Annotated in this window: 20 protein-coding genes; 14 read left to right on the top strand and 6 right to left on the bottom strand. The window is 37.3% G+C overall.

Features of this window, described 5'->3' with window-relative positions; all coding sequences use genetic code 11:
* Nucleotides 1-73 precede the first annotated feature (73 nt).
* From HX109_RS04065 to HX109_RS04080, 4 genes are all read right to left on the bottom strand, one after another.
* Nucleotides 74-313, bottom strand: a complete 240-nt coding sequence (locus HX109_RS04065; protein ID WP_178949928.1) for a MoaD/ThiS family protein — start codon at nucleotides 311-313, stop codon at nucleotides 74-76.
* A gap of 132 nt (nucleotides 314-445) precedes the next feature.
* Nucleotides 446-1,777 (bottom strand): sugar porter family MFS transporter, encoded by a 1,332-nt coding sequence (locus HX109_RS04070; RefSeq protein ID WP_178949929.1) that lies wholly within the window; start codon nucleotides 1,775-1,777, stop codon nucleotides 446-448.
* A complete protein-coding gene (locus tag HX109_RS04075; RefSeq protein WP_255462761.1) occupies nucleotides 1,770-3,305 on the bottom strand; it encodes a glycoside hydrolase family 32 protein in 1,536 nt (511 codons plus the stop codon). The genes HX109_RS04070 and HX109_RS04075 overlap by 8 nt, the downstream gene beginning before the upstream one ends.
* A gap of 32 nt (nucleotides 3,306-3,337) precedes the next feature.
* The gene (locus HX109_RS04080) at nucleotides 3,338-4,117 is read right to left on the bottom strand and encodes an HAD-IIA family hydrolase (RefSeq protein ID WP_178949930.1); all 780 of its coding nucleotides are present in this window, start codon (nucleotides 4,115-4,117) and stop codon (nucleotides 3,338-3,340) included.
* Between the two features lie 137 nt (nucleotides 4,118-4,254).
* Between HX109_RS04080 and HX109_RS04085 the strand changes: the two genes are divergently transcribed.
* The 8 genes from HX109_RS04085 to HX109_RS04120 all read left to right on the top strand — a co-directional run bounded on the left by HX109_RS04085 (nucleotide 4,255) and on the right by HX109_RS04120 (nucleotide 11,686).
* Complete coding sequence (locus HX109_RS04085) at nucleotides 4,255-4,590, top strand: arsenosugar biosynthesis-associated peroxidase-like protein (protein WP_178949931.1); 336 nt, start codon at nucleotides 4,255-4,257, stop codon at nucleotides 4,588-4,590.
* Nucleotides 4,591-4,772: 182 nt separating this feature from the next.
* On the top strand, nucleotides 4,773-5,828 hold the full coding sequence (gene arsS, locus HX109_RS04090) for an arsenosugar biosynthesis radical SAM (seleno)protein ArsS (RefSeq protein ID WP_178949932.1): 1,056 nt from the start codon (nucleotides 4,773-4,775) through the stop codon (nucleotides 5,826-5,828).
* An 11-nt stretch (nucleotides 5,829-5,839) separates the two neighbouring features.
* Entirely contained in the window at nucleotides 5,840-6,451 is a 612-nt protein-coding gene (locus HX109_RS04095) for a TIGR04282 family arsenosugar biosynthesis glycosyltransferase (protein WP_178949933.1), read from the top strand.
* Nucleotides 6,452-6,495: 44 nt separating this feature from the next.
* A complete protein-coding gene (locus tag HX109_RS04100; protein WP_178949934.1) occupies nucleotides 6,496-7,311 on the top strand; it encodes a purine-nucleoside phosphorylase in 816 nt (271 codons plus the stop codon).
* A complete protein-coding gene (gene arsM, locus HX109_RS04105) occupies nucleotides 7,308-8,276 on the top strand; it encodes an arsenosugar biosynthesis arsenite methyltransferase ArsM (RefSeq protein WP_178949935.1) in 969 nt (322 codons plus the stop codon). Before HX109_RS04100 ends, arsM begins: the two co-directional genes overlap by 4 nt.
* Before the next feature lie 187 nt (nucleotides 8,277-8,463).
* The gene (locus tag HX109_RS04110; protein ID WP_178949936.1) at nucleotides 8,464-9,351 is read left to right on the top strand and encodes a sterol desaturase family protein; all 888 of its coding nucleotides are present in this window, start codon (nucleotides 8,464-8,466) and stop codon (nucleotides 9,349-9,351) included.
* Nucleotides 9,352-9,401: 50 nt separating this feature from the next.
* A complete protein-coding gene (locus tag HX109_RS04115; protein WP_178949937.1) occupies nucleotides 9,402-9,944 on the top strand; it encodes a ClpP family protease in 543 nt (180 codons plus the stop codon).
* Between the two features lie 110 nt (nucleotides 9,945-10,054).
* Nucleotides 10,055-11,686 carry a sulfatase gene (locus HX109_RS04120; RefSeq protein WP_178949938.1) on the top strand — a complete coding sequence of 544 codons (1,632 nt, stop codon included), beginning with the start codon at nucleotides 10,055-10,057 and terminating at the stop codon, nucleotides 11,684-11,686.
* Nucleotides 11,687-11,688: 2 nt separating this feature from the next.
* On the opposite strand, the gene HX109_RS04125 is transcribed toward HX109_RS04120, so the two are convergent.
* Complete coding sequence (locus HX109_RS04125; protein ID WP_178949939.1) at nucleotides 11,689-12,702, bottom strand: glycoside hydrolase family 113; 1,014 nt, start codon at nucleotides 12,700-12,702, stop codon at nucleotides 11,689-11,691.
* 161 nt (nucleotides 12,703-12,863) lie between these two features.
* Between HX109_RS04125 and HX109_RS04130 the strand changes: the two genes are divergently transcribed.
* The 6 genes from HX109_RS04130 to HX109_RS04155 are packed head-to-tail and all read left to right on the top strand — an operon-like array spanning nucleotide 12,864 to nucleotide 19,848.
* Nucleotides 12,864-14,159 (top strand): NAD(P)/FAD-dependent oxidoreductase, encoded by a 1,296-nt coding sequence (locus tag HX109_RS04130; RefSeq protein WP_178949940.1) that lies wholly within the window; start codon nucleotides 12,864-12,866, stop codon nucleotides 14,157-14,159.
* 9 nt (nucleotides 14,160-14,168) lie between these two features.
* Nucleotides 14,169-15,773: a 4Fe-4S binding protein gene (locus HX109_RS04135; RefSeq protein WP_178954037.1), complete on the top strand. Its 1,605-nt coding sequence runs from the start codon at nucleotides 14,169-14,171 to the stop codon at nucleotides 15,771-15,773.
* A gap of 54 nt (nucleotides 15,774-15,827) precedes the next feature.
* Nucleotides 15,828-16,316 carry a toxin-antitoxin system YwqK family antitoxin gene (locus HX109_RS04140; RefSeq protein ID WP_178949941.1) on the top strand — a complete coding sequence of 163 codons (489 nt, stop codon included), beginning with the start codon at nucleotides 15,828-15,830 and terminating at the stop codon, nucleotides 16,314-16,316.
* Nucleotides 16,313-17,002: a glycosyltransferase family 2 protein gene (locus HX109_RS04145; RefSeq protein WP_178949942.1), complete on the top strand. Its 690-nt coding sequence runs from the start codon at nucleotides 16,313-16,315 to the stop codon at nucleotides 17,000-17,002. Before HX109_RS04140 ends, HX109_RS04145 begins: the two co-directional genes overlap by 4 nt.
* The gene (locus HX109_RS04150) at nucleotides 16,999-18,486 is read left to right on the top strand and encodes a cellulose synthase family protein (RefSeq protein ID WP_178949943.1); all 1,488 of its coding nucleotides are present in this window, start codon (nucleotides 16,999-17,001) and stop codon (nucleotides 18,484-18,486) included. The genes HX109_RS04145 and HX109_RS04150 overlap by 4 nt, the downstream gene beginning before the upstream one ends.
* The gene (locus HX109_RS04155) at nucleotides 18,487-19,848 is read left to right on the top strand and encodes a mannosyltransferase (protein WP_178949944.1); all 1,362 of its coding nucleotides are present in this window, start codon (nucleotides 18,487-18,489) and stop codon (nucleotides 19,846-19,848) included.
* Between the two features lie 130 nt (nucleotides 19,849-19,978).
* Here HX109_RS04155 and HX109_RS04160 read toward each other — a convergent pair whose 3' ends face one another.
* Nucleotides 19,979-20,851 (bottom strand): pseudouridine synthase, encoded by an 873-nt coding sequence (locus tag HX109_RS04160; RefSeq protein WP_178949945.1) that lies wholly within the window; start codon nucleotides 20,849-20,851, stop codon nucleotides 19,979-19,981.
* Nucleotides 20,852-21,005: the final 154 nt, after the last annotated feature.

The following is a 21,005-nucleotide window of genomic DNA, read 5'->3' on the forward strand; positions in this document are numbered from 1 at the left end:
TCAATAATAAGAAAACCCTTTTAGAATCCCTAAATTTCTACAAAACGAATAAAATTGTAAAATAATTACAAAATCAACCGCCGCTTACTGGTGGGATCAAAGCGATTTCATCATCTATGGTAATTCTATCATCGTCTTTAGCGTATTTGCTATTAACCGCAATGGCCAAAGAAGAAAGTTTGTCGAGTTCAGGATACTTCCCTTTTAGGTAGGTTTTTAAATCCGCTACATTTTTTACTTTTTCCGTAGCCGCCACATATAAAGAATCGGTACCGACAATTTCTTTTGTAACTCCAAACATTAAAATATTCATATGTATTAGATTTACGTTTTTAGGATGTCTTAAATTAACTAAAATTGAATGATTTCCAGTTAATAAAGCCATTATTTAACACTCTACACCAAACCGTAGAAATAAAGTCACCTCTATTTGTTTAGTATAAACTTACTCTTTTAATAAAGACTTCGACAATTCCTCTAAAGATTTCCCTTTGGTTTCTGGCATCAAAAAGATAACAAAAAGCAATTGCAAAACCATCATTCCTGCGAAAAAGTAGAAAATGTAGGACGGACCAACGGTTTTGGTGAAATACGGAAAAAAGTTGGTGATGAGCGCTGCGAAAATCCAATGTGTGGAGCTTCCTAAAGACATTCCATAGGCTCTCACTTTGTTTGGGAAAATTTCAGAAATAAACACCCAAATTACGGCTCCTTGACCAATGGCATGAGAGGCTATAAAAAGAAATGATAAAATGGGAACAATACTTCCGCTGGTGTTTCCAAGGTCGAAAGCCCTACCAATAAAAAACAGGGAGACAATATACCCAATAGAACCTATGTACATCAGCTTTTTTCGCCCACTTCTATCGATAAGATACATCCCGATTAAAGTGAATATTAAATTAACAATACCAATTCCAACCGTAGAAAAAAGAGATGATTCGCTCCCCAAACCGGCGGCCTTAAATATTCTTGGCGCGTAATAAATAACCGAGTTTATACCCGAAAGTTGATTAAAAAAGGCAAAAAGAAATGCCAAAAGAATTAAAAAGCTGTATTTCTTGGAAAAGAAACGCTCTTTTAAAGAAGTTTTTTGAGCATCCTCATGAAGGGATTGCTTTATGGCTTCAAATTCTTCATTATAATTGGAAGCGTTTATAAGCTTTAATGTTTCCAACGCTTCTTCTTCCTCTCCATGTTTTGCCAACACCCAACGCGGACTTCGTGGTAGTTTTTTAACCAATAAAGCGAAGGCTAAAGCTGGAAGTGCTTCCACCCCTAACATCCATCGCCAGGCACTTTCTAAATTTAATAAACTGATAAGGTAGTTGGAAACATAGGCCATAAGGATACCCAACACCAAATTCAATTGAAATGAAGCTACTAACTTCCCTCTATTGTGAGCTTGGGAAATTTCAGAGATATAAATAGGCGCTGTTACCGAGGAAGCTCCAACCGCAACCCCTCCAATAAATCTAAAGATTGTAAAAGAATATACTTCAGGTGCCAAGGCAGATCCTATGGCAGATACCAAAAACAAGATTGCGATCCAATATAAAGTGGTTCTTCTCCCGAACTTGTCGGATGGGAAGCCCCCAAAAATAGCTCCTACCAGCGTTCCATAAAGGGCAATGGCAATAGCGAAGCCATGCATGAGATCGCTTAATTGCCAGACTTGTTGAATTGATTGTTCTGCTCCTGAAATAACTGCGGTATCAAAACCGAAAAGAAAGCCACCAAGGGAGATGATGATGGCCCATTGCAATACTTTATTCATAGTTAGGTTTGGTTGATTTTAATTTGAAAATTTTAGAGTTTTTAAATGATATATTACGTGTACTTATTTTTGTATAAGGTGTTCTCGGGAAGATCTGTTCAGTCATTACATACTGCCCTCCGTTAATAAATATTTCTACTGAAGAAACATCAATTATTAAACGGATCTCATATGTTCCATCTGGAAGATCAGGCACTGGCATTTGATGGATTTTATCGGCAAAGGACTCGTTAAAACCGGTTAGTCCGCTTTTACTTCTATCCACCGTAAAAACTCCTTTATGCAATGCTAATTTTAGAGTATCTTTTAGAGTATTGGAGAAATTCAGTTCAAAATCTTTTTTAGAAACATTAATAGCGATCTCTGTTTGATTAAAAGTTTTGGCCGTTATTCCATCCTCTTTTTTGCCAATAGTTATTTCTTCCCTAAGGCTGTTCAATCCTTCTACAGGATAATTCATAAGGGTGTATTCATCGTTAATCTTACTTAAGCTTAACTCCCTTGGGAGGGTCATAGCGCTTCTCCAAGTGCTGGTGGGTGTTTCTTGCCCATACATCCAATTGTTCATCCAGCCGATGAATATCCTTTTGTTATCTGGAACATTGTTATAAGTAACCCCGGCATAATTATCGGCTCCCCAACCTAACCATCTTGTATCTTTTTGGGCAGAGGTAAACTTTTCACCATCAAAATCCCCTACAAAATATTGTGTGGCAGAACCTCGGTTAGGCCCACCTGCATTTACACTTATCAACAACACCCATTTTTCTTCGTCAGTTTCCCCTACTTTTAACTTAAAAAGGTCTGGGCATTCCCAAACACCAACATGAGAACCTTTTTCCCTACCGAATTCACTTAAAAGCTTCCAGTCGATTAAATTATTCGAATTATAAATTTTTAAATGATCTCCAGCCACTAATAGTAATATCCAGTTTTTGGTTTCTTCATTCCAAAACACCTTAGGGTCCCTAAAATCTTTCATATTGTCGTTACCAACAACAGGGTTGCCTTTATATTTTTTCCAACTTTTTCCGTTATCTGTGCTATAAGCGATTCCCTGTGTTTGGTAATTGTTGGCTCCTTCCTTTTCCCCAATGGGATCGTGGTAGGTAAACATAGCTACCAATGGTGGTGTTTCCTTTGCACCTAAACCTGAAGTATTATTTTTATCGAAAACTGCACTTCCAGAGAAAATATAGCCTAGGCTGTCCGGATAAATTGCAATGGGTTTGTTTTCCCAGTTCAATAAATCTTCGCTCGTGGCGTGTCCCCAGTGCATAGGCCCCCAAACTATGGAGTCTGGATAATGTTGATAAAACAAATGATAGGTACCATCGTTGTAAACCAAACCGTTGGGATCGTTCATCCAACCGCTGGGTGGGGTAAAATGAAAATTAGGTCTAACCTCTGTGGAATCGCTGAAGAGCACTTCTACCTCTGTCTCCGTTTGTTTTGACTGATTTTCTTTACAGCCAACCAAAAGAACTAAGCCTAGAATTCCTAGAAATTTAATACCTAAATTTTTCACCTTTCAAAAATTTAAGCCGAAAGATAATAATTCTATTGAAGTTCCAAAGCCTTTTTTAAATCTAGTTCTGCGACCGAGTTAATAATCATATCTGGTTTAAAAGCGTAATTATTCAATTCTTCGGCTTTCGAGACACCAGAGAGGGTTAAAATTGTAGTATACCCTAATTGAACTCCCCCGAGAATATCGGTATCCATGGTATCTCCAATTATAATAGTTTCACGCGCTTCTAAACCTAAATATTTTCTTGCTGAACGCATCATAACCGGACTCGGTTTTCCAACGGAAAAAGCCTTTTTGCCGGTAGCCTCTTCTATCATGGCCACGATTGCCTTGATCCCTAAATTAGACCACCCTTTCTTCATAGGTGAAGGATCTAGATTGGTAGCTATTAGTTTGGCACCTGAAAGGATCATGTCTACCGCATTATTTACCATTTCCAAAGTAAAATTACGTCCTTCCCCCACCACCACAAAATCTGGATTCTGGTTAACCAAGGTGTATCCATGCTGATGCAAACTTGTTATTAAACCTCCTTCCCCAAGGACATAGGCTGTTCCATTGGGATTCATAAAAGATAAAAAATAAGCGGTGGCCATTGCACTGGTATATACGTTCTCTTCTTTAATTTTAATACCCATTCGAGCTACCTTGTTAACGGCATCCAAAGGGGTACGCTGACTGTTGTTCGTCATAAAAAGAAAAGGGATATCCTCTTTTTGCAATGTTTTTATAAACTTATCGGCGCCAGGAATTAGGGTGTCATTACCATAGATCACGCCATCCATATCTATTAAAAATCCTTTTTTCATAGTTTGCAGATATTTTTCTTTTACATTTACTGTACAACTAAATTACGATATATAATTTTTTTGTGTAAGAAAGGAGAATAAAAACGTCCAATTATATATTCAGAATTATTAAATCATTATTTTAACTTTAAAATACTATGGATAACACATACTACGACCCAAAAGACTTAAAAAAATTCCCTAAAATTTCTGAATGGAGTGAAGAACTGGGAGCTAAATTTTTTGATTACTACGGAAAGGTTTTTGAAGAAGGTGCGCTTTCTGCCCGGGAGAAATCATTAATCGCTTTGGCGGTAGCACATGTTGTAAAATGCCCTTATTGTATCGATGCATACACCCAAGACGGATTGCAACGTGGCATTACAAAAGAAGAAATGATGGAGGCGGTACACGCCGGAGCTGCCATAGAAAGCGGTGCTACATTGGTACACGGGGTGCAAATGATGAAAAAATACGATAAGTTATCCATGTAATCTTTTTTATTTAAATTCCTAAAAGTTAATTGCTCATTGGCGACTTAAACAAATTATCCAAAAGAGTAACGAAACCGCTTCCGTATTAAATGCGTAGGTACTACTAGGAATGCAAGAAACTATTCAATTATTCCATTTTAAATGAAATACAGCCTTATTCTTTAATTTTTTAAAACCACAGGATGTCGACACAGTCGCTACATAAGAGAAAAAACAAACTTTCAGAAACAGAAAATCAATTAGAGATTCTTTCCCACGGGATTTTTGCCAATGGGGAACTACCCACTTTTAAGCAAAAAATCGCAGAAACAAATCAGTTTCCCTTGCGACCCAAAAAACTGGAAATCTTACAGATAAACGTTGGCTATATGTGCAACCAAGTGTGTTCGCATTGCCATGTAGATGCTGGGCCCGATCGTAAGGAAATTATGACCAAGGAAACCATGCTGCAATGCATAGACGTTATAAAAACAACAGGGGCACATACTTTGGATCTCACGGGTGGTGCTCCAGAGATGAATCCTAATTTTAGATGGTTTGTAGAAGAAGCTTCCAAGGCAGGTGTAAAAGATTTTATTGTAAGGAGTAATTTAACCATTATTGAAGCCAATAAAAAATACCACGATCTTCCTGAGTTTTTTAAAAAACACAATGTTCATGTAGTTTCATCGATGCCACATTGGACGAAAGGAAAAACAGATAAACAAAGAGGGGAAGGTGTTTTCAACAAGTCGATAGAAGCGCTCAAAAAACTTAATAACGTAGGGTACGGGATGCCGGGAAGCGATTTAAAACTGGATTTAGTTTACAATCCTGCAGGGGCTTTTCTCCCTACCAATCAAGCATCCATGGAAAAGGACTTTAAAAAGGCTTTAATGGACGATTTTGGGATTCAGTTTCATAATTTGTTCGCTATTACCAACCTTCCCATTTCCAGGTTTTTAGAATATCTAATCGCCTCAGATAATTACGAGGATTATATGTATAGTTTAGTGGAGGCTTTTAACCCTTCCGCAGTGAGCAACGTAATGTGCACCAATACCATTTCGGTGAGTTGGGATGGTTGGTTGTATGATTGTGATTTTAATCAAATGCTCGAATTAAAGGTAGCCAGTAAAGTAAAACATATTAGCGAATACAACGAAGCTGTTTTAAACGACAGGGATATAATTATCTCCCAGCATTGCTATGGCTGCACCGCAGGTTCTGGCAGTAGCTGTCAAGGTTCTGTAGCTTAAAAAATGTACGTATGAAAGAAAAAAACGTACTTCTAATTTTTACCCGAAATCCTGTTTTAGGGAAGGTAAAAACAAGATTGGCAAAGACTTTAGGCGATGAAAAAGCATTGGAAATTTATAAATTTCTCCTAAACAGGACTTCGGAAGTAACTGGAAGGATTCTTTGCGATAAAAATGTTTATTATTCTGAAGAAATCCCAAAAAAAGATCTTTGGGATGCTACAATTTTCACTAAACAAGCACAAACTGGGCATGATTTGGGTGCACGAATGGCAAACGCTTTTCAGGAGAGTTTTGCAGCTGGGTACACTAAAGTTGTTATTATAGGAAGCGATCTTTACGACCTAACTGAAAAGCACCTTCAACAGGCATTTGAAAAATTGGATGATCACGATGCGGTTATAGGCCCTGCAAAAGATGGAGGTTATTATCTTTTAGGCTTAAAGCAAATGGTTCCAGAGGTATTTCAACAAAAAAATTGGGGAACAAGTTCGGTTTTAAGAGATACTTTACAAAGTTTAAAATCTCTTGATGTAGCTTTGTTGGAAGAACTCAACGATATAGATATTTACGACGATATAAAAGAGCATCCTGCATTTAAAAAATTCATCCTCCCTAATTAAAATTTTGATATTTTAAGTGTCGGATTTGAAAATAAATTAAAAATATGACCAAAAAACAGTTACAAGAAACCACTGCATATTTAGAAAGTAAAGGATTTGAAAATCCGGAAATCGGTATTGTTTTGGGTACCGGTTTAGGAAAATTGGTAGACGAAATTGAAAACCCAATTGTAGCCCATTACAACCACATTCCATTTTTTCCACTGGCAACGGTAGAGTTCCATAGCGGAAAACTTATCTATGGGGAAATAGAAGGTAAAAAAGTGGTGGTTATGCAAGGCCGTTTTCATTTATACGAAGGTTATGATTTTATAGACATTACTTATCCCATTCGTGCCATGCATCAGCTCGGCATCAAAAAATTATTAATTTCCAATGCTGCAGGATCTATTAATCTCGACTTTAAAAAAGGGGATTTAATGCTTATTGAAGATCATATAAATTTACAAGGAGGTTCTCCACTTGCGTTTAAAGGGGTTAGCCAGTTCGGCGAACGATTTGTAGACATGAGCGAGCCTTACGATTTAGATATGCGAAAAACCTTAATTAAGGTAGCAGAAAAAGAAAATATTACCCTACAAAAAGGAGTCTATGCTTCGGTTGTAGGGCCACAATTGGAAACCAAGGCCGAGTACCGTTACTTAAAAATTATAGGTGCAGACGCCGTGGGAATGAGTACGGTACCAGAAGTTATTGTTGCCAACCATTTACAATTACCAATAGCTGCTATTTCCGTAATTACAGATGAAGGTGATCCTGATAATCTCTCGCCTATTGACATTGAGGAAATTATAAAAATTGCCGGCGAAGCCGAACCTAAAATGATAACGCTTTTTAAAAAATTGATTAAGCAATTATGAGCTATTTAGAAACTACCAAAAATGTTTACAAGGAAGCAGCATTAACGCCAGATGTGGGTCTGTGCTGTACCACCAATCCCATTTGGGAATTACCGGGCCTAAAAATCCCGAAAATTATGCAGGAAATGAACTATGGTTGTGGGAGCACGGTTCACCCGAGGGATTTGGTAAACAACCCTAAAATATTATATGTTGGCGTTGGTGGTGGTATGGAACTTTTACAATTTTCCTATTTTTCAAGACAAAAAAATGGTGTTATCGGGGTCGATGTGGTTGATGAAATGTTGGAAGCATCCCGAAAAAACTTTAAAGAAGCCGAAACTCAAAATAGCTGGTTTAAAAGTGAATTTGTAGATTTAAAAAATGGCGACGCGCTACGTTTGCCGGTAGAAGACAACAGTATCGATGTGGCGGCACAAAATTGCCTATTCAATATCTTTAAAACGGAAGAGTTACAGAAAGCAATTGCTGAGATGTACCGTGTTCTAAAACCACACGGAAGGCTGGTAATGAGCGATCCTACATGCGAACAATCCATGAGCGATGAATTGCGCAATGATGAACAATTAAGGGCACTTTGTCTAAGCGGAAGCCTTCCAATTAAAGATTACGTAAAAATGCTTACCGATGCCGGTTTTGGAACTATTGAAATTCGCGCCAGAAAACCCTACCGAATTCTAGACCCCAACCATTACAACACTAACGAATTGATTTATATTGAATCGATAGAAGTGGCTGCCATAAAAGATCCTATGCCAGAAGACGGGCCGTGTATTTTTACAGGAAAAACTGCCATTTATTATGGAAAGGAAGACTATTTCGACGATAAAAAAGGACACATATTATTACAAAATCAACCTTTGGCCATTTGCGACAAAACTGCAAACGCACTTAAAAACCTAAACCGAGACGATATTTTTATATCAGAATCCACTTGGCATTACGATGGTGGTGGCTGTTGTTAGAAAATTACTGTCGCCCTGAGCCTGCCAGTGCTGAACTATGCTTTTGCACATTGAAAGTTATTTCGAGCGTAGCGAGAAATCGCATAACGGATAAACTATGTTGTCATGCTGAGCTTGTCGAAGCATATTGAAGCATCAAATTACCCTTCGACTAACTCAGGGGTGACATAAAAATTACATTTTAAAATTGAACAAATACTTCAACATCATAAAAGATTCCTATTCGGGGTATTTTAACTACCTCCTTGATGAGATCACAAGGTTTCATTGGGAAAACTACTTTTATGGCTTATTGGTTATATCGCTTATAGTTTGGTTGCTCGAAATTTTATTCCCCTGGCGAAAAAATCAAAAAATATTCAGAAAGGATTTTTGGCTGGATACTTTTTATCTATTCTTTAATTTTTTCCTTCTGAATTTAATCGCTTTAATAGCGCTCTCCAATACGGCTGAAGCTATTTTTAATGATTTTCTAGGTTTATTTGGAGTCTCAGTTTCCAACTTTCAACTCTTTGATGCTACGCAACTGCCTTGGTTTGTAGGTTTATTAATTTTTTTCTTAGTTGCCGATTTTATACAATGGGGCACCCATATTATGTTGCACCGGGTTCCCTTTCTTTGGAATTTTCACAAAACCCATCATTCGGTAAAGGAGATGGCCTTTGCCGCTCATTTTAGGTATCACTGGATGGAGCCTATTGTTTACAAATCGATGTTGTATATCCCCGTAGCCATTATTGGTGGCTTTACTATTGAAGCAGTGGCGATTGTTCATTTTTTCAACATTACTATTGGGCACTTAAACCATGCCAACGTTGGTTGGGATTACGGTCCATTAAAATATATCTTCAATAATCCGAAAATGCACATTTGGCACCACAGCAAAAAAATGCCCAATAATTATGGCGTTAATTTTGGAATAACCCTAAGTATTTGGGACTATATTTTTAAAACCAATTATATTCCCTACGACGGAAGGGATATTGAATTGGGTTTTTACGAAGATGAAAAGTTCCCGAAAAAGTTTTTGAATCAAGAATTGTATCCTTGGAATGCTGAAAAGGAGACCCAATAGTACTTTGTACTAAATCAAAATAATTATATTTGAAGAATAAAAAAAAGAATATGGCTAGTAATAAAATTCAAGATAAAATAGACAATGCCCTTTTGGAAGAACGAAAAGTTTTTCTTTGGGGACAGGTAGACGACAAATCGGCAAAACATGTTATCGACCGACTTTTATATTTGGACTCCATAAGTGACGATGAAGTTAAATTGATAATAAACAGCCCAGGAGGATATGTAACCTCTGGTTTTGCAATTCACGACACCATGAAATCCCTTAAAAGTCCGGTTTCAACAATTTGTACTGGTTTTGCAGCTTCCATGGGATCAATTCTGCTTTCAGCGGGAGAAAAAGGAAGACGTTTTGTATATCCATATGCTCGGGTTATGATTCACCAACCTAGTGGCGGTGCACAAGGACAAGCCTCGAATATTGAAATTCAAGCAAGGGAAATCGTTAAAACAAAAGAAATTAGTGCTAAAATACTAGCCGACAATTGCGGACAGGATTTTGAGAAAATCATGAAAGACTTTAATCGTGATTATTGGATGAACGCCGAAGAATCTTTAGAATACGGTATTGTAGACGGTATTCTTGATTAAGTAAAAGTCATTTTAAATATACAGGCCAACTCCATAAGAGTTGGCTTTTTTCATGTAAAAAATTTTATCTTTAGGGCAATCAACCTAAAATACAAACACCACCACGTCCTATGATTATTAAAAAGTTTCTCCCCCTGTTCGTAATTTCAATCTTATTTAGTTGCCAGGAACAACCAACAAAGAAAGAAACTACCGAGAAAAAGCAGCGACCCAATATTGTTTTTATCATGTCGGACGATCATGCTTACCAAGCCATTAGCGCTTATTCCGACAAACTTGTTGAAACCCCAAACATCGATAAAATTGCAAAAAAGGGAATGCTTTTCACTAATGCTTCCGTTACCAATTCTATCTGCGCACCTTCAAGGGCGGTCATCCTTACTGGAAAACACAGCCATATTAATGGAAAAGTAGATAATCACTTCCCTTTCGACACTACCAATGTTACTTTTCCAGAACTCTTTCAAAAAGCAGGATACCAAACTGCTATGTTTGGGAAGTTACATTTTGGTAACAACCCAAAAGGGGTAGACGATTTTATGATTTTGCCGGGACAGGGAAATTACCTGAACCCAGACTTTATAACCAAAAAAGGCGATACCACCATAACAGGCTATGTAACCGATGTTATCACCGATTATACCATTGATTGGCTGGATAAAAAACGGGATAAAAACAAACCTTTTATGGTTATGTACCTCCATAAAGCTCCCCATAGACCATGGTGGCCGAGTCCAGAACGATTTAAGGAGTATACCCAAAAAACGTTCCCCGAGCCTGAAACGCTGTTTGACGATTATAAAAACCGTGGTACAGCAGCCAAAACTGCCGAAATGAATATCCTTTATGATATGCAGTATGGTCACGATAGCAAAATAAGACCTGAAACTTTAGAGGATATGGGCAATGTAGAGCCCAAAGTAGCCTCCTTTAAAAATGGCTTTTCTAGACCTTATGGGAGAGCGAATGATGCCCAAAAAGCACTTTACGACCCCATTCTGGATTCCATAAATAAGGATTTCAAGGAAAATTGGCCAAAAATGACGGATGAGGAAAAAATGAAGTGGAAATACCAGCGGTATATGCAAGATTATTTAGGCACTATAGCTTCCGTAGATGATAATGTTGGTAGGGTTTTGGAATATTTGGAAGAAAACAACCTTACTGAAAATACCATTATAGTGTACACTTCAGATCAAGGATTTTATTTAGGGGAACATGGCTGGTTTGATAAGCGGTTTATTTACGAAGAATCGTTTAGAACACCACTTATGATTAGTTGGCCTGGCATTATAAAAGAAGATGTTGTAAATGATGATATGGTTCAAAATTTAGACTTTGCCCCCACACTATTAGACGCTGCGGGCATACCAATTCCTAGCGACATGCAAGGGGAAAGTATGGTGCCGCTTTTAAAAGGGAATAATGAGGAGTGGGATCGTGAAGCAGCCTATTACCATTATTACGAATATCCATCTATACATATGGTTAAACGCCACTATGGAATAGTTACCAAAAAATACAAATTGGTTCATTTCTATTATGATGTAGATGAATGGGAGTTGTACGACCGTATTAAAGACCCCAAGGAAATGAATAATGTTTACAATGACCCTGCCTATAAAGATGTTGTTGATAAACTAACAAAAGACCTTCAAAAGCTACGGGAAAAGTACAAAGACTCTTCTGCATTGGATGAAATGTACATTAAGAGATACTTGGAAAAAATAGACCATAAGTAACCTCAACGATCCTCAGAATAATATTTAGCGACAACTTTTAAGGCTGGTTTATTCTGTATAGTAAAGCGGTTGTCATCTAAACCTCCTGCATTTAAATCGGGGAACCATTTCCATAGAAAACCGCCAGCAAACCAAGGCTCTTTCCAAAAAGTTTGGTAAAGGGCCTCCAGTGCATTGCTCTGTGCTGTATGATTTGCTTTTGTGGTAGACCTATGGTGTTCCCAAGGAGCTTTCGCTGCATAATCGCTGCTTCGATAACCATATTCGGTGAATAAAATAGGCTTATTAAATGTTTCTGAAAGCGATTTCATTTGTTTTTTATAGGTTTTCCAATTGTCCGACAAAACCGCCACCGACGGTGTTTTTACCTTCGACAAAGGAAAATAAGCATCGATCCCGATAAAATCTAAATCCCCCCAGAAACTTATCTTTTGGTAACTGTCCCAATTTTCAGCATAGGTAAGCTCCCCGGAATATCGTTGACGGATTTTCACGATGAGTTCTTTAAAAAATGCGGGCCTTTCTAGGGCAAACGAATGAAGTTCGGTACCAATACAAAAATATTTTATGTTCAGCGACTCCCCTACTTCAGCAAAAAAGAGAATAAATGATTCGTAGGAATCTTCCAGTCGTTTCCAATCTTTTTCGGTTTTCATTTTAATATCTCCCGTAAATTTACCATCCCAAACCCAAATCTGTGGTTTAAGCATACATTCCATCCCCAATGAATTTAATTCCCTCGCATATTGAGCAATCCCCTCTTTTCGTTCCCCAAACCATTGTTTTTCGTCGCTGTAGACAACCTCTGGATGCTCCAAGCTTCGCAAAAAACCAAAGGGCATTAAAGCAACGGTATTGGTATGGATATTTTTTAATGCCATTGCCTGTGTTTTCTGTAACGAATCCCGTGAGGCCACTAAACTTACACCGTTTATTTTGGAAATAGACTCCTGCTTGCTGGCACAATTTACCAAGACCATCGAAAAAGCAATCGCAAAAATTTTTACAACCTTCATTTAAAAATCTTTCTTTTAAAGTTAGAGATAATCAATTTAAAATGCTTCTAAATTGAATTGAATTTTTAAGTTCTTATCTTGCAATACGACCTACTTTTGAGAGCCTGGAAACATAGTGTGCGTTTTTAAGGTATATTATAGATAAACCAAAATTTAATCGTGTGAAACACATCGTCATCATTGGAAATGGAATTGCTGGCATTACAGCCGCCAGGCATATTCGAAAATTAAGCGATTATAAAATCAGTGTTATTTCGGCTGAATCCCAATATTTTTTCTCTAGAACGGCTTTAATGTATGTGTATATGGGCCATATGAAGTTTGAACATACACAACCCTATGAAAATTGGTTTTGGAAAAAAAACGATATCGATTTAATTGAAGGGTATGTAAATAGCATTGATACCGACGCCAATAAGTTGATTTTCGAGGATGGACACCATTTAAACTACGATGATCTTATAATTGCCTGCGGCTCAAAACCAAATAAATTTGGTTGGCTGGGAGAGGACCTAAACGGTGTGCAAGGGCTCTACTCTAAACAAGACCTAGAACTTCTTGAAGAGAATGCCCCGAATAAAGAGGTATGCAAAAGAGCGGTTATTATTGGGGGCGGACTTATAGGTATTGAATTGGCAGAAATGCTTCGTACCAGGGAAATCCTGGTAACCATGCTCGTTCGCGAAAAGAATTTTTGGGGCGGGATTCTTCCCGAAGGGGAAGCTACCCTTGTTGCAAACCATATTCGCGAGCACCATATCGACCTACAACTGGAAACTGAGCTCAAAGAAATTATCTCTGACGACAAGGGAAAAGCTACTGCGGTAATTACCTCTAAAGGTGAAAGAATTGATTGCGATTTGGTAGGATTAACCGCCGGTGTTTCACCAGCCATAGATTTCTTAAAAAATAGTTCCATTGAAATAGGGAAAGGGGTTAAAGTGAATAAATACCTCGAAACCAATATTTCCAACATTTATGCCATTGGCGATTGTGCCGAACAAATGGAACCCACAGGCCTTAGAAAACCTGTAGAAGCTGTTTGGTATACCGGTAGAATGATGGGCGAAGTGGTTGCGCAAACTATCTGCGGAAATAAAATGCCCTACAATCCTGGGGTCTGGTTCAATTCAGCGAAGTTTTTAGACATAGAATACCAAACATATGGTTGGGTTTGGGCAAAACCAAAAGACTACGAAAAACAGTTTTACTGGGAACACCCCGATGGTAAAAAATGCATCAGGATTTCCTTTCACAAAGACTCCAATGCTATTTTAGGCATCAATACTTTTGGGATTAGGCTTTCCCATGAAAAATTTGATCAATGGATTTCAGAAGAAAAAGATGTTGCGTTCGTGGTCCAAAACTTAAACCAAGCTCATTTTGATCCGGAATTTTACAAAAAGTATTATTCAGAAATTAAAAGAACCTTCGACAATCAGTTTCAATCGGCTTAAAATATTATGATGAACAACACAGTACAAAGAAATATGTCGCTTTCCGGAGAACCGCCGGTGGCTCTAAATACTATTCAGAAATTTTCGGTGCTTTTGGGAATGTTTGGCTTAGGGGTTTTGTTACTTGCCCTTTTTAATGTGAGTTTCCCAAACAAAACTACTTGGTTAACAATCTCGCTATCTGCCATTACTCTGGGGATTGTGATATTTTCTTATGGTGCATATGCCGACAGATCAGCTGGAATAAAAAATGACGGCGTTTGGCAAAAATCAATTTCTTCCCGTGGTTTTTTAGCTTGGCTACTCGGGATTGCCCTAACAGGTTTCTATATTGTTCTTTATTTTTTCCCTCAGTATTTGGGGTTGAGAAACGAAGGGGACAATGTAGGGGTTATAGCTTTGTTCGATCCGCTGAGTTATTTTTTAAGCGGCAATCCGGCAAGCCAATGGTTTGTTTACGGAACGCTTTATACCATTGCCATTTTTGCTTTCGGGATAAAATTTATTTGGAAATATAGACACAACCGCTACGAAATATTGAGGACTATTAGCGTGATGTTTTTTCAAACCTCTTTTGCTTTTATCATCCCCGAAGTAATGGCTCGTTTAAAAAAATCTGAAGCCTATAAAGACATTCCTTATTACGACCTTAAAAATATATGGCCCCTTAATTATAACAATTTTCAACAATATCGCGTGGACGGTTTTATAAGTTCTGGAGATATTGGAATGGCATTATTGGCATTTGGAATCTTATCTATTTTTGTTATCACTCCCGTTCTCACTTACTTCTACGGAAAACGTTGGTACTGCTCTTGGGTTTGTGGCTGTGGAGGTCTTGCGGAAACTTCTGGTGATTCTTTTAGGCATCTATCGGATAAAAGTCTGTTTGCTTGGAAGGTAGAACGCTGGGTTGTACACAGTGTCTTGGTTTTTGTGGTTTTAATGACAACTGCAGTTATCCATAGCTACCTAAGTTACGACGCTTCTAAATACTGGCTGAATAAGGATCTATTCCTCATTGGGGTAGGTGTTTTTTTGGGACTGCTTTTTGCCATTATTTGGTATTTTAAAAAGGAAGAGCTCCAAAAAGATGCACGCTACGGAGCCATCGGGTATTTGGCCATTACCTTGGGCCTTATTGCCATTCATTATTTAAGCGGAAGCAGTGTTTTTATATTTAATCCTGAGACTTTACGGTCTACCTACGGTTTTCTTATTGGATCTATTTTTTCTGGGGTAATCGGCACCGGGTTCTACCCTATTTTTGGAAACCGTGTGTGGTGCCGTTTTGGCTGTCCTATGGCTGCCATACTCGGACTCCAACAGCGGTTGTTTTCGAAATTTAGAATTACCACAAATGGCGGACAATGTATTTCCTGCGGAAATTGCTCAACATATTGCGAAATGGGTATCGATGTTCGTGCCTATGCCCAAAAGGGTGAAAATATTGTAAGAGCTTCTTGTGTAGGCTGCGGTATTTGCTCGGCGGTTTGCCCAAGAGGAGTGCTTAAGTTGGAAAACGATAAACCAAAGGGACGTATCAACAGCGATGCGGTTTTATTGGGAAATGATGTTGATTTATTGGATTTAGTGAAACAAAACAAAAATTAACGTAAGATTCCGTTATAAAAGCGAACTAATAATCAAGCACTTAATTTAGAATTCTTGATTTACGCAAAAAAAATAATCGCTTTACTTTTTCTCAGTATCCCTATTGGTATCTTTGCGCAAGAGTATTCGTATCAAAAAAGTTATCATCAAGAAGGTGTTTTGGCTTCCGAAGGATGGGTGCAAAATTCAGTAAAAGAAAAATATTGGAAGTATTACTATCCCTCTGGTGTTTTAAAACAGGAAGGACATTATAAAAGTGGGAAAAAAGAGGATTTCTGGTATTATTATAATGAAAATGGAGATAAGATCCGTCAAGGACATTACAATGCGGGAAAGAAAACAGGATGGTGGATTGTATATAAAAATAACCTGATGGTAAAAAAATGTCAGTATCAGGACGATATGTTAAACGGTTACAGTATTCAATATCGAAATAAAAAGCCGGTTTTGTGCCGAAAATTTAAAAACGACAGCTTAGTCGGTGAATGGGATTCCATGGAAAGTTTTAAAAAAGAAAACAGTTTAAAAGACCTTAGGGAATGAATAACATAAAAGTAATCATTCCAGCTTTTAATGAAGAAGCTTCCATAGGTTTAGTGATTCAGGAAATTCCGAAGATTGTGAAGGAGGTAATTGTGGTGAGCAATAATTCTACAGATGCTACCGAAGCTGCAGCCAAAAAAGCGGGCGCCACGGTTTTGAATGAAAACCGAAAAGGTTATGGTTATGCCTGCTTAAAGGGGATGGAATACATTGCTAAAAGCCAGGAACAACCAGATATTATAGTATTTTTAGATGGCGATTACTCCGATTACCCGGAAGAACTAACCAAGGTAATTGCTCCAATCCTAGAGGACGATATAGATTTAGTGATAGGGGCTCGAAAAAAAGCGTTGCGTGAACCCAATTCCATGACCCCACAGCAAGTTTTTGGAAATTGGTTGGCAACCACATTAATGAAGCTGTTTTTTAACGCAAAATTCACAGATTTGGGTCCGTTTAGAGCTATAAAATACCATAAATTGCTCGCATTGGAAATGGTAGACAAAACCTATGGTTGGACGGTGGAAATGCAGTTAAAAGCCCTCAAAAAGAATTTGAGCTATGTAGAAGTCCCTGTGCATTATAAGAATAGAATTGGGGTTTCTAAAGTTTCAGGCACGGTAAAAGGAAGCGTTATGGCGGGAGTGAAAATTTTAGGTTGGATTTTTAAATACAGTTTTAAATGATTTTAGAGCTTGTTTCATATATAATTCTAAGTGTTTATATTCTGGCTTTACTGCTTATTCTATTTTATAGTTTAACACAGCTGAATCTCCTCATTAATTATCTAAGGTACCGCAACGAAAACTTAAACGAACCCAAATTCAATTTTTTAGACGCCAGGGAAATTCCCAAAGTTACCGTTCAACTTCCCATTTACAATGAAGAATATGTTATCGATAGGTTGCTTGAGAATATTGTAAAGTTAGAATACCCGAGCAACAAGCTGGAAATTCAAGTACTCGACGATTCTACTGATGGATCGCTTGTAGAAACAGCCGAAAAAGTAAGAGTTCTTCAAAGTATGGGATACCCTATATCTCATGTTATACGCAACAACAGAAAAGGTTTTAAGGCAGGTGCTTTAAAAGCCGGACTAGAAACAGCAACGGGCGACTATATCGCCATTTTCGATGCCGATTTCCTTCCGGCAAGCGATTGGCTAAAAAAAACAGTCCCTTATTTTAAGGATCCAGATATTGGGGTGGTACAAACGCGTTGGGGGCATATAAACAGAAACTATTCCATTCTTACCAAAATACAGGCCTTTGCCCTAGATGCCCATTTTACGATCGAGCAGGTAGGAAGAAATGCCAAGGGACATTTTATAAATTTCAACGGTACCGCAGGTATTTGGAGAAAAACTTGTATTATCGACGCCGGGAATTGGGAAGGCGACACCCTCACGGAAGATTTGGATTTAAGTTATCGGGCACAATTAAAAAATTGGAAGTTTAAATATTTGGAAGATGTGGAGACCCCGGCAGAACTTCCTGTGGTAATAAGTGCCGCAAGAACACAGCAGTTCAGATGGAACAAAGGGGGGGCAGAAAACTTTAGAAAAACAGTCAGGAATTTATTGAGTGCCAAAAATCTATCTTTCAAAACCAAATTTCACGGTTTTATACACCTACTCAACAGCTCGATGTTTTTGTGTGCTTTTTTAATCTCTTTTTTAAGTGTTCCCATATTATTCATTAAACACCAAAGCATTCTTCCTGTTTGGATATTCGATCTAACCGGAATCTTTATATTAAGTACACTTATTCTTTATTTTTGTTATTGGTTTACCTATAAAAACATTCAGGATGAAGGATGGAAAAGCATCTTCGCCTATACACAAATGTTCATAACATTCTTTACGGTAATCCTTGGTTTTACATTACATAATAGCTTTGCAGTTATTGAAGGACATAGAGGAAAAAGAAGCGATTTTGTACGTACCCCAAAATTCAACATAAAGAATGTATCCGATAGTTGGAAGGGGAATAAATACTTGGCCAAGTCTGTCTCCGGGAATATCGTTTTGGAAGCACTGCTCATGCTCTATTTTTTCTTCGGAATGATAAGTGGCTTTTGGCTCAATGATTTTACGTTATTTCCTTTTCATTTGATGCTTTTTATTGGTTTTGGTTTTGTATTTTTCCATTCCATAACAGCTAGAGTATAAATGCTAACCTATTGGAAAACCCATAAATACCCTTTAATATTTGCTATTGCTTCACTTCTTTTTTATTGGAGTTTTGCATACGATTTGCATCGAAGCGATTTTGCTAAGTTAATTGGCCTTTATGCAGCGCTTTTCTTTTTTGCTTATAAAATACTTCAATTTGAAAAAGGGAACTTTGAGTTTTTGGTGATTTTTGGCATCTCAGCACGACTGATTTTTCTTTTTGCCACGCCCAATCTTTCCCAAGATTTTTACCGCTTCATTTGGGATGGGAAACTATTGTTAAACGGTGTAAACCCATATTTATTTGCTCCGGATAACCTTATAAATAAAGATTTATTTGCTACAGAAAATTGGCAAGGTTTATATAACGGTATGGGTCCACTTAGTGCTGCCAACCACAGCAATTACCCTCCTGTAAATCAAATATTCTTTTATTTAGGGAGTCTACTGGGCGGGAGTAGTTTATTGGGGAACATTATTTCAATGAGGATTTTTATTATCCTGGCAGATTTAGGCATTCTTTACTTTGGAAGAAAAATTCTAATATGGCTAAAATTACCTCAGCACCAAATTTTCTGGTATTTTCTCAATCCTTTTATCCTTATAGAACTCACTGGGAATTTACATTTTGAAGGGGTCATGCTATTCTTTTTAGTGGCAAGTATGTTTTTTATCCTTCAGCAAAAATGGATTGTTGGTGCTTTACTTTTCTCATTATCTATTTCTGTTAAACTTCTTACGCTGGTATTATTACCGCTGTTTATAAGGTGGTTTTACCATAATAACACCAGTAAGAAGATAGGAACACTAAGGCTATTAGGTTTTTATTTAGTGGTTTTCTTGGGGGTTTGTGCCAGCTTTTTACCTTTTGTTTCTTCAGAAATGATTCAACATTATGGGGAAACTATAGGGCTTTGGTTTCAAAAATTCGAATTTAATGCAAGTATTTATTACTTAATACGCGAATTTGGTTTTTATAGACAAGGATATAATATCATTGCAACAGCAGGAACAAGGTTGGCCATTTTGGTATTTTTGTTTGTGTTAGGAATGGCCTTTTTCAGAAAAAACCAACAGCCAAAAACATTGTTGGTATCTATGCTTATGGCTGTTTCTTTCTATCTTTTTTTGAGTACTACTGTGCACCCTTGGTACGTGGCGACACCACTATTATTATGCGTGTTTACGAATTACAAATTTCCAATAATTTGGAGCCTTGCGGTATTTTTAAGCTATTACTCTTATTCCAATGAGGTTTTTAATGAAAACCTATGGATGGTAGCCATTGAATATCTCCTTATTTATGCGGTGTTTTTGAAAGAGGTATATTTTGAAAAGCCTATTTTGAAACATCTTTAAAAATTTCTGAAAACCGGACATACCCAGAAAATAATCGTTTAGAAATCTTCTTTCCGTAAAAAAACTATCAAATAGGGGAAAAACCTCTATTCCCAAATACAACCCAAACAAGGTCGAGCTTGAGAATATATTACAGCATTTTTAAGTTTATGACCTCTTGATTGGTAAGATGCCTCCAAGTTCCCCTTGGGATATCTTTTTTGGTTAGTCCGTCGTAAGCAACCCTGTCTATTTTTATTATCTCATAATCGAGTTCCTTAAATATTTTGGTAACAATTTTGTTTCGGTTGCTATAAATTTTAACCCCTACTTCATTTTTATTACCGCCTTCAATAAAAGAAATTTCTTCTACTTTTACCTCTTTATCCTCGATTACGATTCCTTCCCTTACTTTGTGTAAATCTTCGTGCTTAAAACTTTTGTCGAGAGTTACATGGTAGATTTTTCTAAATCCTGGACCTTGAGTTAATTTTTTGGAAAGCTCCAAATCATTGGTAAAAAGCATCAAACCGGTAGAATTTCTTTCCAACATCCCTACTGGTAAAATTCTACTTTTGGTAGCGTTTGCCACCAATTCCATTACCGTTTTCTTACCTTTTTCTATTGATTTTGCAGTTACAAATCCCTTCGGCTTATTTAGTAAAACATAAGCCTTTTTTTCTGGATTGATAGCTCGTCCATCGAACTTAACCTCATCGGTAAGCTGTACCTTATAGCCCATTTCGGTTACCACTTTACCATTTACGGTAACATTCCCAGAGGCAATATAGATATCTGCATCCCTACGCGAACAAACTCCACTATTGGCGATGTACTTATTAAGGCGTATTTCGTTTGGAGCTAGTTGACTTTGCTTAGATGATTGAGTATTTTTTAGAGGTGAGTTTCCCCGAGCGTAGCTCTTGCTTTTTGCATTTCCTCCCTGTCTTCCGGAGAATTTTTTACTACCACCACCTTGTCTTCCATAACTCTTTCCTTTTTTAGATTTATCCTCTCTACTCATTATAATAAATTTTTTACAAAGATATGTTTTATCGTATTCAAAATATAACTTCTTGAATTATAATAATTATTTCAAAAATGAAGTGCTTTTCTAACAATTAACATAAAATATAACATTTAACAATTTAATAACACTGGAAAAGCAAATTCATCAC

It is taken from the genome of Galbibacter sp. BG1, assembly GCF_013391805.1.
In the GTDB taxonomy this organism is placed as follows: domain Bacteria; phylum Bacteroidota; class Bacteroidia; order Flavobacteriales; family Flavobacteriaceae; genus Galbibacter.

What these genes read in the sequence shown, in the direction of transcription:
- HX109_RS04080 (WP_178949930.1), bottom strand. Translation starts at nt 4,117, where the DNA reads ATGAAAAAAGGATTTTTAATAGATATGGATGGCGTGATCTATGGTAAT.
- HX109_RS04150 (WP_178949943.1), top strand. Translation starts at nt 16,999, where the DNA reads ATGATTTTAGAGCTTGTTTCATATATAATTCTAAGTGTTTATATTCTG.
- HX109_RS04070 (WP_178949929.1), bottom strand. Translation starts at nt 1,777, where the DNA reads ATGAATAAAGTATTGCAATGGGCCATCATCATCTCCCTTGGTGGCTTT.
- HX109_RS04125 (WP_178949939.1), bottom strand. Translation starts at nt 12,702, where the DNA reads ATGAAGGTTGTAAAAATTTTTGCGATTGCTTTTTCGATGGTCTTGGTA.
- HX109_RS04155 (WP_178949944.1), top strand. Translation starts at nt 18,487, where the DNA reads ATGCTAACCTATTGGAAAACCCATAAATACCCTTTAATATTTGCTATT.
- HX109_RS04065 (WP_178949928.1), bottom strand. Translation starts at nt 313, where the DNA reads ATGAATATTTTAATGTTTGGAGTTACAAAAGAAATTGTCGGTACCGAT.
- HX109_RS04095 (WP_178949933.1), top strand. Translation starts at nt 5,840, where the DNA reads ATGAAAGAAAAAAACGTACTTCTAATTTTTACCCGAAATCCTGTTTTA.
- HX109_RS04115 (WP_178949937.1), top strand. Translation starts at nt 9,402, where the DNA reads ATGGCTAGTAATAAAATTCAAGATAAAATAGACAATGCCCTTTTGGAA.
- HX109_RS04100 (WP_178949934.1), top strand. Translation starts at nt 6,496, where the DNA reads ATGACCAAAAAACAGTTACAAGAAACCACTGCATATTTAGAAAGTAAA.
- HX109_RS04085 (WP_178949931.1), top strand. Translation starts at nt 4,255, where the DNA reads ATGGATAACACATACTACGACCCAAAAGACTTAAAAAAATTCCCTAAA.
- HX109_RS04120 (WP_178949938.1), top strand. Translation starts at nt 10,055, where the DNA reads ATGATTATTAAAAAGTTTCTCCCCCTGTTCGTAATTTCAATCTTATTT.
- HX109_RS04145 (WP_178949942.1), top strand. Translation starts at nt 16,313, where the DNA reads ATGAATAACATAAAAGTAATCATTCCAGCTTTTAATGAAGAAGCTTCC.
- arsS (WP_178949932.1), top strand. Translation starts at nt 4,773, where the DNA reads ATGTCGACACAGTCGCTACATAAGAGAAAAAACAAACTTTCAGAAACA.
- HX109_RS04135 (WP_178954037.1), top strand. Translation starts at nt 14,169, where the DNA reads ATGAACAACACAGTACAAAGAAATATGTCGCTTTCCGGAGAACCGCCG.
- HX109_RS04160 (WP_178949945.1), bottom strand. Translation starts at nt 20,851, where the DNA reads ATGAGTAGAGAGGATAAATCTAAAAAAGGAAAGAGTTATGGAAGACAA.
- arsM (WP_178949935.1), top strand. Translation starts at nt 7,308, where the DNA reads ATGAGCTATTTAGAAACTACCAAAAATGTTTACAAGGAAGCAGCATTA.